This window comes from Phyllobacterium zundukense (assembly GCF_025452195.1).
Classification (GTDB): Bacteria; Pseudomonadota; Alphaproteobacteria; order Rhizobiales; family Rhizobiaceae; genus Phyllobacterium; species Phyllobacterium zundukense_A.
The window spans coordinates 2,507,111-2,524,458 of the sequence record NZ_CP104973.1 but is presented as its reverse complement, the minus strand read 5'-3'; the positions used below and the strand labels follow the sequence as shown (position 1 = coordinate 2,524,458).

Genomic DNA, 17,348 nt, shown 5'->3' with positions numbered 1-17,348 from the left:
TTCAAATGAATCGATAAAGGAAATTGTCTAAGACGTTGATCTTTCATCGATTGGTTTGTTACGATGCGTGGATGAACATTGTGCCTTGGTTCGCATTCATTGTCCCGGCGTCGTTATATCGACAGGCCTTGTCGCGATGCACCGCATTTATTCAAAGAAAGCATTGCATTCTGCCGGGATAAGGATGCCAAATGGCACATAAGCGAACAACTGGGTAGGACAGTACCAAGTTAGAATTCGTATTCGGGTGAACTGTCAAAGAGTGGGAGATAAAGCACATGAAGAAGCTACTCGCTTCAACTATACTCGCCGCTGGTCTTTTCGGCTACGCTGGATCGGCATCGGCTGCAGAATGCGGCACTGTAACAATCGCCAATATGAACTGGCCCTCCGCCGAAGCTTTGGCCAACCTAGACAAGATCATACTATCAGAAGGTTATGGCTGCGACGCCGAACTGGTCGCTGGCGACACGGTTCCAACTTTCACGTCAATGTTAGAAAAGGGTCAGCCGGACATAGCGCCGGAGGGCTGGCTCAACACTGTCCGTGACCTCATTGAGAAGGCTGTCAAGGAAGAAAGGCTGGTGCTGGCAGCGCCTGCCATTACCGAAGGCGGGACGGAAAGCTGGTGGATACCTAAATATTTTGCTGATGCGCACCCGGAGATTAAGACGATTGCGGACGCGATGAAGCACCCGGAATTGTTCCCCGCTCCGGAAGACCCCAAGAAGGGCGCAGTTTATAATTGCCCCTCGGGTTGGGCTTGCCAGATCACGACCACCAACTTCTACAAGGCCTATGGCGGCGACAAGAACGGCTTCATGCTTGTCGACACAGGTTCTGCAGCGGGTCTTGATGGCTCAATAGCCAAGGCTTACGAGCGCAAAGAGCCTTGGCTCGGATATTATTGGGGGCCCACCGCAATCCTTGGTAAGTATCCCATGGTTAAGCTCGACAATGGCGTACCATTTGACGAAGCCGAATGGAAACGCTGCACTGTCGTTGCCGATTGCCCCGATCCAAAGCCTAACGGATGGGCGAAGTCTGATATCTACACTGTTGTCACGAAGAAATTTTCCGACGCTGCTGGCCCCGCCTTCGACTATCTGAAAAAGCGGCAGCTTTCGACTGAGGAATTCAACAAGCTGCTAGCCTGGATGGTCGACAACCAAGCTACGGGTGATGATGGCGCCAAATATTACCTCAAGAACAATGAGGCTGTTTGGACAAAGTGGGTCTCGCCGGAAGCCGCGGAGAAAATCAAGGCAGCCATACAATGATTGTCAGATACGGCGAAGCAGGGCTTCGCCGTATCCTACTCTTGATAGGTTGAACGTCATAGCGTTCAACCACTTCAGCCATTCAGAAAGCGTAGCGCTTGGGGGTGGCTATAGAAGGGGCACAGACAAATGGAATGGTTTTACAGATTTCCCAATATGAATGACGACACGCTGCGCAACTTGAAAAAGGCGATGGACGAGGGTTTCAAGGCGTTCACCCGTCAGTACGGCGATGTCATCGAGTCGTTTTTTCAACCCCTGCAGTATTTCCTTATTCAGGCAGAACGTTTTATGACGACGACGCCGTGGCCGGTCATGATCGTTCTCATTGGCGGCATTGCCTGGATTGCCAGCCGCAACTGGAAGATCGTAGGCGGCACCATCCTGACCCTTCTCCTGATCGGCTATTTCGATATGTGGAGTGATGCGATGAAGACCATTGCCATGATTTTCGTCGGCACGGTCGTTTCCATCGTCGTCGGTATCCCGATTGGCATCGTCATGGCGCGTTCTGATGGTTTCCAGCGCATGGTCAATCCCATCCTTGACGTCATGCAGACAATGCCGAGCTTCGTCTATTTGATTCCGGTTGTGATGTTGCTCGGCATCGGCAAGGTCCCGGGCCTTATCGCCGTTGTGATCTACGCTATTCCGCCGATGATTCGGCTGACCAATCTTGGTATCAGGCTCGTCGACAAGGATGTACTGGAGGCAGCCGATGCATTCGGTTCATCAAGTTGGCAGCGATTGAGGAACGTCCAGATACCCCTCGCTCTGCCGACAATCATGGCTGGCATCAACCAGACAATCATGATGGCTCTCGCCATGGTGGTTATCGCATCCATGATCGGCGTCCAGGGACTTGGACAGCCTGTGTTGCGTTCGGTCAACGGTCAATTCTTCTCGCTCGGACTTTTCAACGGCCTTGCCATTGTTGGCATAGCCATCATCTTTGACCGCGTTAGTCAGGCCTATGGCAAGCGTCTACAAAAGCACCAGGAGGTTGTCCATGGCTGATCGTTCGGTTCAGGGAGCAGGAATCAAGATCAAGAATCTCTACAAGATTTTCGGCCAGAGACCGCAAACCTATGTAGAGGCTGTTAAGAAAGGCATGTCGAAGACCGAACTCAACGAAGAGCATGGACACGTTCTTGGCTTGCGGGACATCAACATCGATATGCCGGCCGGTTGCATCCAAGTTGTTATGGGGCTCTCCGGTTCAGGAAAGTCCACATTGATCCGCCACATCAATCGCCTGATCGATCCAACGGCAGGTGAAGTCATCATCGATGGCGCCGATGTATGCAAGATGAACCAGAACGATCTGCGTCAGTTCCGGCGCCACAAGACGGCAATGGTTTTCCAGAAATTTGCTTTGCTGCCTCATCGCACAGTGCTGGATAACACCGTCTATGGCCTTGAGATACAGGGCCTGTCGCGGGAAAAGCAGGAGGAGCAGGCAAGGCGTTGGATTGGCCGGGTGGGACTCAAAGGCTTTGAGGATCATTATCCTAACCAGCTGTCCGGTGGCATGCAGCAACGTGTCGGTCTCGCTCGCGCCCTGACCAACGATGCGCCCATCCTGCTGATGGACGAAGCTTTCTCGGCGCTCGACCCGCTTATTCGAATGGATATGCAATCGGTTCTTCTCGATCTGCAGAAGGAAATCAGGAAAACGGTCGTTTTCATCACCCACGATCTCGATGAGGCCTTGCGACTGGGTGATCGCATCGCAATCCTCCGTGACGGTGAAGTTGTTCAACAGGGAACCGGGCAAGATATCGTTCTAAAACCTGCAGACGAGTATATTTCGAGCTTCGTAAAAGAGGTCAATCGCGGCCGCGTCATCATGGTCGACACGATTGCCACGCAATCCGGTGCGCCGTCGGCAACGGGCGGTGTGACAGTCAAAACCGGTACGATTCTTGAAGAAGCTGCCAAGACGATGACCGACGCCAACCAGCAATACGCAACTGTTATTGATGATAACGGGAAACCCACTGGGGTCATCAGCATGAATAATTTGATTCAAGCGATGGTCACACCGATCAGCCATCTGACATCGAAAGCTGCAGCGGAATAGTCAACGCGTCGGTGTCGCTTCCCTTGCGCTCGGCGTCGCTCACGCCGCGCACCCTGCGCCGTGCTCTGGCGATAGTGGACCATCGCCTGTGACAGGTGCGAATGAGGGCATGAGCAATGACTGAACCTGCAGTTGAGATCGACGCAAACGCATCGGCTCGGGACCATGGCAGACGTGGCGGGCGGGCGCGGCCACGCAGCGTTGAAAGCGGTGCTTTTGATCAGCCCCCGTTCCGGCAGCTCAAAATCCCGTTTGCACCGACAAAGATCGTTTCCGACGATGAACTTGAATCGATCCACGATGCATCGCTTAAAGTGCTCCAGGAGATTGGCGTGGACGTGCTGCACGACGGTGCACGCGAAATCATGAAGCAGGCCGGCGCGGACGTCACTCCTGGCACAATGCGCGTTCATTTCGACAAGGAAATGATCCTTGAGTATGTCAGCCACGCGCCATCCGAGTTCACGCTGCATGCTCGCAACCCCGCACATAATGTGCGTTTTGGCGGCAATAATCTGATCTTTGCCCAAATGGGATCGGCGCCGAATTGCTCCGACACCGACAATGGCAGGCGCTCGGGCAATCAGGCGGATTTCCGCAATTTCCTGAAACTGGCCCAGATGCACAATATCATCAATGCAACCGGGGGATATCCTGTAGAACCGATCGATATCCATCCTTCGGTGCGTCACCTCGAATGTATTCGGGATCTGGCAACGCTCACCGACAAGCCGTTTCACATCTATTCTCTCGGCAAGGAACGCAATCAAGACGGTATTGAAATCGCGCGGCTCGCTCGTGGTATCAGTCACGAGCAGCTGCAGAACGAGGCATCTTGCTATACGATCATCAACACCAATTCGCCTTTGAAGCTCGATATCCCGATGATGGAAGGCATCATTCAGATGTCGGGCAATGGCCAAATCGTCATTGTCACGCCCTTCACTCTTGCGGGCGCGATGGCCCCCGTTACCATCGCAGGTGCGCTGGTCCAACAGAATGCCGAAGCGTTGGCCGGTATTTCCTTCACGCAGATGGTCAAGAAGGGCGCTCCCGTCGGATACGGCGGATTCACTTCCAATGTCGACATGAAATCGGGTGCCCCCGCCTTTGGCACGCCGGAATATATGAAGGCCCAGATGGTCGGCGGTCAGCTTGCCCGGCGCTACGGCATTCCCTATCGCACGTCCAATGTGTGTGCAGCTAACACGGTGGATGCCCAGGCTGCCTATGAATCGGTGTTCTCGCTTTGGGGCGCGATCCAGGGTGGCGGCAATTTCATGCTGCATTCCGCGGGCTGGCTGGAAGGTGGGCTTTGCTGTTCTTATGAAAAGATGATCCTCGATTTCGATCTCTTGCAGATGGTCGCAGAATTCCTGACACCGCTTGATTTGTCTGAGGATGCGCTGGGTCTCGACGCTATGCGCGATGTCGGCCCGGGCGGCCACTTCTTTGGCACTGCCCACACCCAATCCCGCTACAAGACTGCCTTTTATGCACCCATCATTTCAGACTGGCGTAACTACGAGAGCTGGCAAGAAGCCGGTTCACCAACGGCGATCGAGCGGGCCAACCGCATCTGGAAAGAACGCCTCGCCATCTATGAGAAGCCGGCGATCAATCCGGCTATTGAAGAAGAAATCAATGCCTTCGTTGCAAAGCGCAAGGCCGAGGGTGGTGCTCCCACTGATTTCTGATCGGTTGAGTCAGACTCTCAAGACGTTGAATCAAATTTCCATGTACGAGGCATAAGAATATGAAATCGCACGTTAAAGCAGTTGTCATAGGAGGCGGTGTCGTTGGATGCTCTGTGCTCTATCACCTGGCGCGTGCTGGATGGACCGACGTCCTGCTGATCGAGCGCTCTGAACTGACATCAGGCTCATCCTGGCACGCTGCCGGCGGCTTTCATACCCTCAACGGCGATCCGAACGTGGCCAAACTCCAAGCCTATACGGTCAGCCTTTACAAAGAGATCGAGGAGCTTTCCGAACAGTCATGCGGCCTGCATCTGACCGGCGGCGTCATGATGGCCGACTCGCCGGAGCGTATGGATTTTCTACGATTGGCGCACGCACGTGGCCGCTATCTCGGCATGGATACTGAACTGATCACACCCTCGGAAGCCAAAGCGATGTTCCCGCTGATGGACGAGACCAACTTCGTCGGCGCCATGTGGGACCCAGTCGAAGGTCACCTCGACCCATCCGGCACGACCCACGCCTATGCCAAGGCAGCGCGCAAGCTTGGCGCGGAAATAAGCTTGCGTAACCGCGTCGTTGAACTGACACAGGAAACGGATGGGACCTGGAATGTTGTCACGGAACAAGGCACGGTAAAGGCCGAACATGTCGTCAATTGCGGCGGTCTGTGGGCCCGTGAAGTCGGCCGCATGGTCGGTCTGGAACTGCCAGTCCTTGCCATGGAGCACATGTATCTCCTCACAGAGGACGTGCCCGAAGTCATGGAGTTCAACAAAACCACCGGGCGCGAACTCATCGGCGTCATGGATTTCAAGGGCGAGATATATACCCGCCAAGAGCGCAACGGAATCCTGCTCGGCACCTATGAAAAGGCGGCGAAGCCGTGGTCGCCAGTCAACACGCCATGGGATTTCGGCCACGAACTGCTGGCACCGGACATTGACCGCATCGCCCCTTCCCTCGAAGTGGGTTTCAAGCATTTTCCGGGCATCGAGAAGGCCGGCATCAAGCAGATCATCAATGGCCCCTTTACGTTTGCGCCGGACGGCAACCCGCTTGTCGGACCGGTTCCTGGCCTCACCAATTACTGGACGGCCTGCGCCGTCATGGCTGGTTTCAGCCAAGGCGGCGGCGTTGGCCTCGCCCTCTCCAACTGGATGGTGCATGGCGAACCCGGATTCGATGTATGGGGCATGGACGTCGCCCGCTTCGGTGAGTGGGCAACCTTGCGCTATACCAACGCCAAGGTTCGCGAAAACTATTCGCGCCGCTTTTCCATCCGCTTCCCCAACGAAGAGCTGCCCGCTGCGCGTCCTCAGCAGACGACGCCCCTCTACGACACGATGGTCGCCCAGAATGCCGTGATGGGCGATTCCTGGGGTCTTGAAACTCCGCTCTGGTTCGCGCCCAAGGGCACGGATGCCCACGATATCGTCTCCTATCATCGCTCGAACGACTTCGAGCATGTCGGCAATGAGGTTCGGGCAACGCGTGAAAACGTCGGCGTCACGGAAATCGCCAACTTCGCCAAGTATGAAGTGACCGGTGCTGGTGCCGAGGACTTCCTGTCGCGCCTGATGACCAACACAATGCCAAAGATCGGGCGCCTAGTCCTTACGCCCATGCTGAACGAGAAAGGCAAGCTGATCGGCGATTTCACTATCGCCAAGGCCGCGGACGAGCGGTTCCTGATTTGGGGATCGTCCGCAGCACAGCGCTATCACATGCGCTGGTTCCAGAAGCAGCAACCGAAGGATGGTTCGGTGAAAATCCATCGCTTCGATCAAACGCTGGTGGGACTGGCGATTGCCGGTCCCGGAGCACGCGATCTACTTACCAAGCTTGTTGATGAAGACGTTTCCAATGCTGCTTTCCGCTTCATGGACTTCCGCGAGATCGCTGTTGGCGGCGCGCCGTGCAAGGTCAATCGCATCTCCTATACAGGCGATCTCGGCTATGAGATCTGGATGGAGCCTGCTTACCAGCGCCTCGTCTACCAGGCGATCAAGGAGGCGGGCGCCGAATACAACATTGTGGATTTTGGCATGCGCGCATTGCTCGCCATGCGGCTGGAGAAAAATTTTCCCACATGGTTCCGCGAACTGCGCCCGATCTACGGCCCGTATGAAGGCTCAATGGACCGCTTCATCAAGCTTTCGAAGAATGACTTTATCGGCCGGGAATCGGCAGCTAAGGAGAAGGCCGAGTTTGATGCCGGAACGAGCACGAAGCTGCGCCGCGTCTCCTTCCTGATTGACATGCCGCATGGCGAGGATGCGGCCGATGTGATGGGCGACGAGCCGATCTGGGCCAAAACCTCGAAGGATTACGGGACGGTTCAGGCAGGTCATGGTGTCGGCGCTCCGCGCTTTGACGCAACAGGGGCGGTGGTTTCCCATGAGGGCGACAAGGGAGCTGTGCAAGGCGAATGGCGCGTTGTTGGCTGGGTCACGTCCGGCGGCTATGCTCATTATGTCGGCCAGTCAATGGCTCAAGGCTACGTGCCGGCAGAACTCGCCAAAAGTGAAAAGCAGGGCCTGTTCGAGGTGGAAATTCTCGGCGTTCGCCGCGCCGCCCGGATAAACCTGGAGCCGCCGTTTGATCCGTCAGGCGAAAAGATGCGCGGGTAACTCAAAGGCCGAAATGTAGGGCAAGCCTTTGCGCTTGCCCGTCCAGCCGACGACCACCAAGGCGCTGGCTGCTTCATCGTAGCGCTGCGCCAGTTCCCAGGATTTGCAATCGATAGCAGCGATATCTGCCCGGCCAGCCGCAACAGCGTCAACGGAATGGCGATGCCCGCCAGTCTCCGTACGGCTGATAAACAGATCCAGCGTCTCTCCCTGGGCTTCGAGGTCCCGCTGAAGAGCGAGATAGCCGGACATGGAGTCATGACTATTGAACGCGAGCCGTTTCCGCCGCATTACTTCCACAGGCAGGCTGGCCTCTCCGCCGACTGGCGCCTTGATAGGCGTCCCCTCGCCTCGCCGCATAACCAGTGCGCTTGAGTAAAGTTCACCATTGCCACCATCAACGCCAGAGTAGTCATCCTGCCCGAGAACATGGACATAGGCTTGAAGACCCAATTCCAACGGGCCCCAGCAGGCTTGGGCAAAGAGTAAACCTGGATGACACCACAGCGCCTGCCGATCTAACTCGTCGGGTGGAAGTACGGCTGGATCTGGCGCGATGACATTGCCAGTCTTATCTTTGATGCCGCCAGGAACCGCCGGCAGATCAGCATTGCGGCGCGCCAGAAAATCCGGCGCGTCAAATCCATTTGAACGCAGGGTATCGCGCAACACAACCCACTGCGCATCAATGTCAGCGCGCCGTTCCGGCCAGTCATACATCGGCAAAGCCGCCACAAGTGTCATGCAGTTTGTTTACTCTTTCGGCGGCTCGGCGGGAATAGGCATTGTTGAGCCGCCCTGCAGACTGATGCCATGGCGGCGTGGCCGGAAGGCCCGCCCTGGAGCCGGCTCACGACGAAGAACGGGGTGAACGACTTCCTGTTTTTTGCGGAATGCATATGCACGCAAAATTTCGAAATAATTGCGGAAGACATAACCACCATTCATGCGCTGCCATTCCTCGCGCTGTTCGCGATAGAGCTCCGGCAGATCATACCAAGGCGCAGTTGGCCGTTTATGGTGCACAAAATGCAGGTTGTTATTAAGGAATATGAGAGCGAGAGGCGATTTCTCCACGATAATCGTCCGCCCATCCGGGCGCTCCGACCATTGGTGTTCGCAGTAGCTGCGGATCGAGATGATTGACAGACCCCAATAAACAGCCGTCAGCGCATAAATCCAAAGCGGAATTCCGAAGACCAGCCATACCAGGCCGAGCATTGGAACAAGTCCGGCGCCATGCAAAAGCCAGGCGGTGCGCGTCTTCCTGTCGCCTCCAGCAACCAGTTTCACCTCAGCGATGACAAAGCCAATCGCCATCAGAATTGGGCCAATAATAATCCGGCCACTCAGCGTGTTGTTCCAGTTGAGGAGTGATTTGACGAATGCCGGCAATTTTTCCCAGTCGCCCATGGCCCGGTAGTAACTTTCGGGATCATCATAGGGATCTGTCAGCCGCTCATCCGCATGGTGCTTGAGATGAAGATGCTTGTACCGCCGGTAAGGGAAAACGAGACCAATCGGCAACGAAATCAGGATTTCGTTGACAAGGCCACTGCGCGTTGGATGGCCGTGCAGAACTTCATGTTGTAGGGAAGAATGCAACGCGACCGAAATTGCCATCGCTGCCAGAGCAGCCAACGGCATAGTGTCGTAGACGTAAAAGCCGGAGAAAAACCAGAGCCCGTAGCAGGCTGTCATCAAGCCAATCGTTGGCCATTCAATGCCGGTGCGCTTGCGCGAATGCTGGGATTGTGAAGAGGGTATTTTGTTATGTCGTTCTGATTCCATGTTTTTCATGGTCTCATTGTCAGGAGCTGTCAGCAACGCGATTTTTGTGAGTAAGTGTTGATTCTGCGCACCAAATAGCGCATTTGTTGTGCATTATAAACAATGTGGTGCGAACATGGATAAACGCGACCTTTCTCGTCTGTTCCAGGAGCGCATCAAAAGTCTCCTTGTCCGAAGTGGCGAAAACCAATCAGCCTTTGCTGCATCGGTTGGTATTGACCGTTCAGCCTTGTCACAACTGCTGTCGGGCGTGTCTACCAGGCTGCCGCGCGTTGAGACGTTGCTCAACATTGCCGAGCGCCACGCCGTGTCGCTCGATTGGCTTTTGGGATTGAGCCAGGATGAGGGCATTACAGGCGAACTTCGCCCAAGTATGGAAATCGAAGAAGGTTCGGATAACTTCGAACGCACGCTCCTCGTTAAATGGCATGCAGAGGCAACTGGCAGCAAAATTCGTTACGTCCCCGCGCGCATCCCGGACTTGTTACGGACACAAGCTGTCGTTGCTTACGAGACCTCCATGGTCCACCGCGACCCCGCAGCCCAGTTGAGCGAGACTGCATTCCGGCTTGACTATAATCGCCAGCCGGGCACCGACATGGAAGTCTGTATGCCCTTCCAGACGCTAAGAGACTTCGCTTCAGGTTGCAGCATCTGGAGTGATCTCTCGCGCAAGGTCCGTCTCGAACAGCTCAATCACATGGCCGAATTGATCGATGAGCTTTATCCGTCATTTCGGCTCTATCTCTTCGACGGACGCGAGCGTTTCTCTGTCCCCTATACCGTCTTTGGCCCCTACCGCGCCGCTATATTTGTCGGGGAAATGTATCTCGTCCTGTACACAACAGAGGCCGTCCTGACCATGCAACGGCATTTCGACGGACTTATCCGCGTTGCCAAAGTCAATGCTCACGAAGTGGCTGGATACATTTCATCGCTGAAGGTCAGTTGACCATGCGGCAGGCCTTGTCGCAAATGATTATTGACCACATATAAAGACTTCCTTATATGGTTATCTAGCTTATCCAAAGGGAACATGCGCCATGACCATTGCAAACCCACTTGCTGATCTCATCGCCGAGAAGGGCGTTTTACTGGCCGATGGTGCAACAGGCACAAACCTTTTTGCAACCGGGCTCGAAGCTGGCGAAGCTCCGGAACTCTGGAATGAAGTGCAACCCGAGAAGATCATTGCGTTACATCAAGGGTTTGTCGATGCCGGAGCTGACATCATCCTGACCAATTCCTTCGGTGGCACACGCCATCGTCTGAAACTCCATCATGCGCAGGATCGTGTATTCGAACTCAACAAGAAAGCCGCCGAGCTTGCACGCAGCGTCGCTGACAAGGCAGACCGCAAGGTCATTGTTGCAGGTTCCGTCGGCCCGACAGGCGAACTGCTAGTACCGCTCGGCGCCTTGACCGAAGAAGATGCGGTCGCGGCTTTCACCGAACAGCTGGAAGGCTTGAAGGCTGGCGGCGTGGACGTAGCCTGGATCGAGACGATGTCAGCTCCGGGCGAAATACGCGCGGCTGCAGAGGCAGCGGTCAAAGTCGGTCTCCCCTACGTGTATACGGGATCATTCGATACGGCGGGCAAAACCATGATGGGCCTGCCGCCGAAGGACATCCACGCTGTAGTCGACGGACTCGCGCAACGTCCAGTCGCGGTTGGCGCCAATTGCGGCGTCGGTGCGTCGGATATTTTGGCGTCTCTCCTCGACATGAGCGAAGCCGATCCTTCTGCAACGATCGTTATCAAAGGCAACTGCGGCATACCGGAATTTCGTGGCGCCGAAATCTTCTATTCCGGCACTCCAGAGCTGATGGCCGACTACGCCCATCTAGCAATCAATGGCGGCGCAAAGATTATTGGCGGCTGCTGTGGCACATCATTCGAGCATCTGGCGGCAATGCGCAAAGCACTCGACAGTCACACGCATGGCGCGCGCCCTTCTGTCGAGACAATCGTCGAGACCATCGGACCAATGCGCAACAAGCTCGCAGCTCACGCTGACGACATGCCGAAGCGGGAACGCCGCGGACGGCGTGCATAAATAATTCGGACGTAGAACCAGCGGTTTCACCCGCTGGTTTTTGGCACAGTCTTTTAGACCTCAGAGGTCCTCGATCTCGCGGCGAACCCTCTTCAGGATATTGCGCAGCTCCTCGGCCTTCTCAGCCGTGAGCGAACCACTGCGGAGTTTCGAGCGAAGCGCGAAGCTCAATGCATGCATCTCCTCGCCCAGAGCAGCATTGTGTATCTCGCCTGAAGCGCTGTCGAGTTGGCCGTTGATCTTGTCTAGCTCCGCCCGGTTCTCGTCGAGATAGGCAAGCCCCTGATCCGTAATCGTATAGAGCCGCTTGTTGCCGGTGGTCGTGGAGGTGACAAGATCGGTTTCCTCCATCATCTGCAACATCGGGTAAATCGCACCGGCACTCGGGCTGTAGGCCCCCTGGAATCTCGCTTCAAGAGCCTTGATGACGTCGTAGCCGTGACGCGGCTCTTCCGCGATCAAACCGAGGACGACAAGACGCAATGCGCCTGGATCAAACATGCGTGGGCCACGCCCGCCAAATGGACCGCCTCGGTGCCGCCCAAATGGACCTCCGCGACCGCGTCCGCTAAAGCGGCCGCCGCCCTCTTGCGAACCTGACATTGATTCAACGCGCGACCAGTGATCGCCGCCATGGTTGTGATGATTTTTGCAATGACCGTACATGGAATATCTCCTAGTTATATCTTTCATGAGTTATATCTACAAAGATATATCTTTAATCAAGTCAAAGATATATCTTTTAACGAGAGTCCCGCCTAAACGCATGATTTTGCTTTTATATTTCTTTATTGGAGATGTACGTCAGCCCCTCGCAAAGGCCTTCATATGGAAACGCATCTGCGGTGCGCTGTAAGCATACTCGTGTCCCGCAGGACAGGCACGGCGCGCCAAACAACCGCCGCTCAGGCACTCATTCCCCTCTCCGGAAGCAAGATGGGAACGACAACGGACGACATCATATCCACCATCGGAAAAGGCATTCACTGGACAGGCCGAAAGGCACGGCTTGTCCTGGCAATCGTCACAGGGATGACGTTGCGGACCACCGCTAGCAAAATCGATCGCGCGATCGAATAGCAGCGCCCCGCGAAAGGCCTGCCAAAGCCCGTATTGTGGATGGATTAGTATTCCGAGTGGAGAAGGGCGCAGTCCCTCAGCGCGCATCCCCCATTGCTGAAACGGCAGATAGGGCCGATCAGAGGGAAACACGGCTATTGCACCGAATCTCGTTGCAACGGCAGTAAGAACATCCTTGGACCATTGATCGAGCGGATCCTGGGAATCCCGATGGTCTTGCCACCACCGCGTGAAATGCGGCCAAATGGCCGATCCGAAGTACCCAACCAAGACAACGCTTCGAAAATGCGTCCCTTGAATCAAGGGCGAAAGGGCGTTCTCTTCGTCGAAAACAAAACCGCCGCGCGGGACCAAACCATATGGCTCCAGCGCGGCGGCGATTTGATCCGGTATCGATGCTGCAAAGTCACCCCGCATCTGAACCCTTTACAGCAGAGGCCCAGACTTCGTGGTGGATCAGATCGGCCACTTTAGCCCGGCCGTCTTCGGGCTTCTTTCACGTGAATGCGTCGGGCATGGACGCCTTTTTCTTGGCGATGAACTCCTTGAGCGAATCGTCGATGGCCGGGTCGAGATAAGGCGCCTCGTATGTTTCCAGCCAACGGCGAGCAAGTTCATTGGCGCGCTGATCCGCACGTTTTTCGCCTTCCGCCAGCCATTGCTCATACGAATTGTTATCTGCAATGTTCGAGCGATAGAATGCTGTTTGGAAGTTCGCCTGCGTGTGGTCGCAACCAAGATAGTGGCTGCCGGGACCAACTTGCCGGATAGCATCCATTGCCTGGCCATTCTCGGATAAATCGACCCCTTGGGCAATCTTCTGGGCCATGCCAAGCTGGTCGATATCCATCATGAATTTTTCATAGGAAGATACCAGGCCGCCTTCGAGCCAGCCCGCCCCATGCAGCACGAAATTCGTTCCGGCAAGAAGCGTCGAATTCAATGTATTCGCGCTCTCATAAGCTGCCTGAGCATCGGAAACCTTGGAAGCACAGAGAGAACCGCCCGTGCGGAACGGCAATCCGCAGCGGCGTGCCAGCTGCGCTGCACCATAAGAAACCAGTGAGGGTTCGGGCGTGCCAAAGGTCGGCGCACCTGATTGCATGGAGATCGACGATGCAAAGGTCCCGAAAATTACGGGAGCGCCTGGCCGGATCAGTTGGGTGAAAGACGCACCCGCAAGAACCTCTGCCAGGACCTGTGTGAGCGTACCTGCCACTGTTACCGGGCTCATGGCGCCGGCAAGAATGAACGGCGTGACGATGCAAGCCTGATTGTTGCGCGCATAGACCTTCAATGCGCCCAACATCGTTTCGTCGAATACCATGGGAGAATTCGCATTGATCAGGCTCGTCAAAACAGTGTTCTGGTCGAGATAGTCCTCACCGAACACCAGCTTGCACATGGAGATCGTATCTTCGGCACGTTCAGGCGCGGTGACGGATCCCATGAAAGGTTTGTCGGAATATTTGATGTGGGCGTAGACCATATCAAGATGGCGTTTGTTGACGGGCACATCGACCGGTTCGCATACCGTACCGCCGGAATGATGAATAGACGGCGCCATATAAGCCAGCTTGACGAAATTATTGAAGTCCTCGATCGTCGCGTAGCGGCGAACGCCCTCGAGATCGCGAACGAAAGGCGGGCCGTAGACCGGGGCAAAAACGGTAGCATCGCCGCCAATCTGGACGGAGCGCTCCGGGTTGCGCGCGTGCTGCGTGTAGATCGGCGGAGCAGTCTTTAGAAGAGAACGCGGCAGCCCCTTGGGGAAATGCACCCGCTCGCCCTTGACGTCCGCACCGGCTTCTTTCCACAGTGCGAGCGCTTCCGCATCATCGCGGAACTCGATGCCGATCTCCTCCAGCACCGTATCGGCGTTCGCCTCAATTATCGCCAAACCTTCTTCGTCCAATACTTCGAAGGTGCGTATCTTGCGCGTAATATAGGTTAGCGATTTACCAGGACCACCACCCGAACGCGCAGCACGACGTGCAGCTGCACCCGCGCCAGCGCCGCGGCCACGACGTCCACTGCCTGTTTCCGCTTCTGCAGGTGCATCAACTGACGTTTCCTCAACCATTTTCTATCTCCTCAGCGCTTCACAAGCGCAGACTTCTTCTTGAGCAGGTCAAATCTAAACGCGACACCGGCAAGAGCGTTTCCGTGTGCGGCACCGGGTGGCGCATCGGAGACAACTAGTGAAGCGGATTTGACATTCGCACGCCTTGGAGCCATCAGCTTCTGAAGCGAAAGTCAAATCCAAAAGTTCCGCTAGGACTTTGAGATTGCTGGCGAATGTTAGAATCGGACCACTAGCCGGTCGTTTTCGTCATTTACTAGGTCGCATTTAAGCGATGCGTTTTCAGCAACTTGCCCGATATGTTAAAGAAACACCAGTTATGTTAGTGACATTGCATAACGCTTGAGAGGAAGCATAAAAATGGCCGATGATGAAATCATTCTTTCGGAGCTTTCTGACGATGAACTCGTCGAGCAAATGCATGACGATCTTTATGACGGCCTGAAGGAAGAAATCGAGGAAGGCACCAACATTCTGCTTGAACGCGGTTGGGTGCCCTACAAGGTTCTGACCGAAGCTCTGGTCGAGGGCATGCGCATCGTTGGCGAAGACTTCCGGGACGGCATTCTCTTCGTACCTGAAGTGCTGCTCTCAGCCAACGCGATGAAGGCGGGCATGTTTATCCTGCGCCCTCTCCTTGCTGCGACCGGGGCTCCGAAGCAGGGCAAGCTCGTCATCGGTACCGTCAAGGGTGATATTCATGACATCGGCAAAAATCTGGTCGGTATGATGATGGAAGGTGCCGGCTTCGATGTCATCGACCTTGGTATCAACAATCCGGTCGAAAAGTATCTGGCGGCGATCGAAGAACACAAGCCCGATATTCTCGGCATGTCCGCATTGCTGACAACCACCATGCCCTACATGAAAGTCGTGATCGACACGATGAAGGAAAAGGGCATCCGTGACGATTATGTTGTTCTGGTAGGCGGCGCACCTCTGAATGAAGAGTTCGGCAAGGCAGTCGGCGCCGACGCTTATTGCCGCGATGCTGCGGTTGCCGTTGAGACGGCCAAGGCCTACATGAAACGCAAGCACAATCAGCTTTCGGGAGCCTGATGGCATGCAAAACGGCCGCACGAACGTGCGACCGTTTTGTTAGCAATAAATCAATAAACGGCTGAGGCCCGGACGGCCCTAAGCGTTAATTAATTGGCTGACTTTGCCACGCGATGACCAGCGCTCTGGGTTGCATTGACCGTATTGGCCGTATCTTGGCCCATGCCGCGAATAGTATTCGCACAGCCGCTAACTGCAACAACTGCAAATACAATGGCAATTGGAGCGATGTGTGATAGTTTCATGGACGGTATCTCCCGTTGTGCTAAAATTAAATTCAACGCTGGAACAACGCGATAGAGCAAGATCAGTTCCATGAATGCAAGCCAAAAGTCAACGAGATCACCAGAGATCGTGCGGGTCATTGCTTGTGGGATGATCGCGCGCGAAATCCTCGCGATACGTGAACAATTTGGTCTCGATCATATTGACCTCAAGTGCCTCCCCGCGATTTATCATCACTATCCGGACAAGATTGCGCCATCCGTCGATCGCGCAATCGTCAAAGCCAAAGCAGAAGGCATCACACGCATATTTGTCGGCTATGCAGACTGCGGTACAGGTGGCATGCTTGATCGCGTCTGTGAGAAACATGGCGTCGAACGTATCGCCGGCCCGCATTGCTTTTCGTTCTATGTCGGCAATGAAGCCTTCTCCTCACAGTGGGACGACGACATGACGTCGTTTTTCATGACGGATTTCCTCGCCCGCCATTTCGAAGCGTTCATGGTCAAGCCGTTGGGACTCGACCGGCACCCGGAATTGCGCGACATGTATTTTGGCAACTACACCAAGATGATCTATATGGCGCAGACTGACGATCCCAAGTTGAGCGCAAAGGCCGAGCGAGCGGCAGCTTTTCTTGGCCTTACTTACGAGCGGCGACTGACGGGTTATGGTGATCTCGTTCCCGCCTTGACCTCGGCTGCGGCTCCCGACTAGTTTCTCTTCGTGATCGCCATCAGATGAACGACTTCTTCGTCTGTGCGCCTGAATACCAAATCGAAACAGGTATCAATTCACTATGCTTCGCGCTGGGTTCGCCACGATTATCCTTATTGCTTGCACAACTGTCGCTCAAGCAGATGGTGCGATAACGCGGATTATCACAAAGCTTGATCAAGCGAAGCTCGACAAATATCAAGAGACGATGGGCACGGCTGTCGATGAAGCAAACAAAGGCGCGCCTCCAACCGACGTAAAATGGTTGGAGGGAATCTTGGCCAAGCCCCACCTGTCCTTCAGTGAAGATTTCGACATCACTGGCGAATGGAAATGCCGAACGGCAAAGCTTGGCAACGAACCGCCGCTGGTAATCTATAGCTGGTTCAAATGCCGTGTCACGGACGATGGGTCGGGCTGGGTGCTGGAAAAGACGAGCGGTTCACAACGCACGAAGGGACGCTTTTATACAGAGAGCGACAACCGCCTGACCTATCTTGGTGTCGGCTTTGTCGCGGGTGAAAAGCCCAGGAACTATGGTTCAGGTCCCGACGTTGATCAGGTAGGGTATGCATATCGCACAGGAAACAAGGAGTTTCAGAATCGAGTTCCCTGCGCCGGACCGTGAATCGCTAATGGA

At 55.1% G+C, this 17,348-nt stretch carries 16 protein-coding genes; 11 read left to right on the top strand and 5 right to left on the bottom strand.

The window, feature by feature from the left end:
- Positions 1 to 278: 278 nt before the first annotated feature.
- The 5 genes from N8E88_RS24745 to N8E88_RS24725 all read left to right on the top strand — a co-directional run bounded on the left by N8E88_RS24745 (position 279) and on the right by N8E88_RS24725 (position 7,696).
- Positions 279 to 1,280 carry an ABC transporter substrate-binding protein gene (locus N8E88_RS24745; RefSeq protein WP_114428730.1) on the top strand — a complete coding sequence of 334 codons (1,002 nt, stop codon included), beginning with the start codon at positions 279 to 281 and terminating at the stop codon, positions 1,278 to 1,280.
- 129 nt (positions 1,281 to 1,409) lie between these two features.
- Positions 1,410 to 2,297, top strand: a complete 888-nt coding sequence (locus N8E88_RS24740) for an ABC transporter permease (protein ID WP_183635539.1) — start codon at positions 1,410 to 1,412, stop codon at positions 2,295 to 2,297.
- The gene (locus tag N8E88_RS24735; RefSeq protein WP_262291831.1) at positions 2,290 to 3,363 is read left to right on the top strand and encodes a quaternary amine ABC transporter ATP-binding protein; all 1,074 of its coding nucleotides are present in this window, start codon (positions 2,290 to 2,292) and stop codon (positions 3,361 to 3,363) included. Before N8E88_RS24740 ends, N8E88_RS24735 begins: the two co-directional genes overlap by 8 nt.
- Positions 3,364 to 3,479: 116 nt before the next feature.
- The gene (locus tag N8E88_RS24730; RefSeq protein WP_262292899.1) at positions 3,480 to 5,060 is read left to right on the top strand and encodes a trimethylamine methyltransferase family protein; all 1,581 of its coding nucleotides are present in this window, start codon (positions 3,480 to 3,482) and stop codon (positions 5,058 to 5,060) included.
- Positions 5,061 to 5,119: 59 nt separating this feature from the next.
- Positions 5,120 to 7,696, top strand: coding sequence for a GcvT family protein (locus N8E88_RS24725; RefSeq protein WP_262292898.1), 2,577 nt, complete (start codon positions 5,120 to 5,122; stop codon positions 7,694 to 7,696).
- Here N8E88_RS24725 and N8E88_RS24720 read toward each other — a convergent pair.
- Positions 7,673 to 8,440 (bottom strand): phosphate/phosphite/phosphonate ABC transporter substrate-binding protein, encoded by a 768-nt coding sequence (locus tag N8E88_RS24720; RefSeq protein WP_262292897.1) that lies wholly within the window; start codon positions 8,438 to 8,440, stop codon positions 7,673 to 7,675. The genes N8E88_RS24725 and N8E88_RS24720 overlap by 24 nt on opposite strands.
- Before the next feature lie 9 nt (positions 8,441 to 8,449).
- Positions 8,450 to 9,397: a fatty acid desaturase gene (locus N8E88_RS24715; RefSeq protein ID WP_262292896.1), complete on the bottom strand. Its 948-nt coding sequence runs from the start codon at positions 9,395 to 9,397 to the stop codon at positions 8,450 to 8,452.
- Positions 9,398 to 9,602: 205 nt separating this feature from the next.
- Here N8E88_RS24715 and N8E88_RS24710 point away from each other — a divergent pair, with 205 nt between their 5' ends.
- Together N8E88_RS24710 and bmt are read left to right on the top strand one after the other, a co-directional pair.
- The gene (locus N8E88_RS24710) at positions 9,603 to 10,439 is read left to right on the top strand and encodes a helix-turn-helix domain-containing protein (protein WP_262292895.1); all 837 of its coding nucleotides are present in this window, start codon (positions 9,603 to 9,605) and stop codon (positions 10,437 to 10,439) included.
- A gap of 91 nt (positions 10,440 to 10,530) precedes the next feature.
- Positions 10,531 to 11,544: a betaine--homocysteine S-methyltransferase gene (gene bmt, locus N8E88_RS24705; RefSeq protein WP_262292894.1), complete on the top strand. Its 1,014-nt coding sequence runs from the start codon at positions 10,531 to 10,533 to the stop codon at positions 11,542 to 11,544.
- 60 nt (positions 11,545 to 11,604) lie between these two features.
- Here bmt and N8E88_RS24700 read toward each other — a convergent pair whose 3' ends face one another.
- Entirely contained in the window at positions 11,605 to 12,045 is a 441-nt protein-coding gene (locus N8E88_RS24700) for a PadR family transcriptional regulator (protein ID WP_262292893.1), read from the bottom strand.
- A 435-nt stretch (positions 12,046 to 12,480) separates the two neighbouring features.
- Here N8E88_RS24700 and N8E88_RS31585 point away from each other — a divergent pair, with 435 nt between their 5' ends.
- Complete coding sequence (locus tag N8E88_RS31585) at positions 12,481 to 12,624, top strand: hypothetical protein (protein WP_315975254.1); 144 nt, start codon at positions 12,481 to 12,483, stop codon at positions 12,622 to 12,624.
- A 496-nt stretch (positions 12,625 to 13,120) separates the two neighbouring features.
- Here the strand turns inward: N8E88_RS31585 and N8E88_RS24690 are convergent, their stop codons facing one another.
- On the bottom strand, positions 13,121 to 14,707 hold the full coding sequence (locus tag N8E88_RS24690) for a trimethylamine methyltransferase family protein (protein WP_262292891.1): 1,587 nt from the start codon (positions 14,705 to 14,707) through the stop codon (positions 13,121 to 13,123).
- A gap of 360 nt (positions 14,708 to 15,067) precedes the next feature.
- Between N8E88_RS24690 and N8E88_RS24685 the strand changes: the two genes are divergently transcribed.
- Complete coding sequence (locus tag N8E88_RS24685; protein WP_262292890.1) at positions 15,068 to 15,766, top strand: cobalamin B12-binding domain-containing protein; 699 nt, start codon at positions 15,068 to 15,070, stop codon at positions 15,764 to 15,766.
- 89 nt (positions 15,767 to 15,855) lie between these two features.
- On the opposite strand, the gene N8E88_RS24680 is transcribed toward N8E88_RS24685, so the two are convergent.
- On the bottom strand, positions 15,856 to 16,011 hold the full coding sequence (locus N8E88_RS24680) for an entericidin domain-containing protein (protein WP_262295610.1): 156 nt from the start codon (positions 16,009 to 16,011) through the stop codon (positions 15,856 to 15,858).
- A gap of 130 nt (positions 16,012 to 16,141) precedes the next feature.
- On the opposite strand from N8E88_RS24680, the gene N8E88_RS24675 reads away from it, so the two are divergent.
- Positions 16,142 to 16,708 (top strand): DUF1638 domain-containing protein, encoded by a 567-nt coding sequence (locus N8E88_RS24675; RefSeq protein WP_262292889.1) that lies wholly within the window; start codon positions 16,142 to 16,144, stop codon positions 16,706 to 16,708.
- A gap of 82 nt (positions 16,709 to 16,790) precedes the next feature.
- A complete protein-coding gene (locus tag N8E88_RS24670; protein WP_315975253.1) occupies positions 16,791 to 17,336 on the top strand; it encodes a DUF4893 domain-containing protein in 546 nt (181 codons plus the stop codon).
- The last annotated feature ends 12 nt before the right edge of the window (positions 17,337 to 17,348 follow it).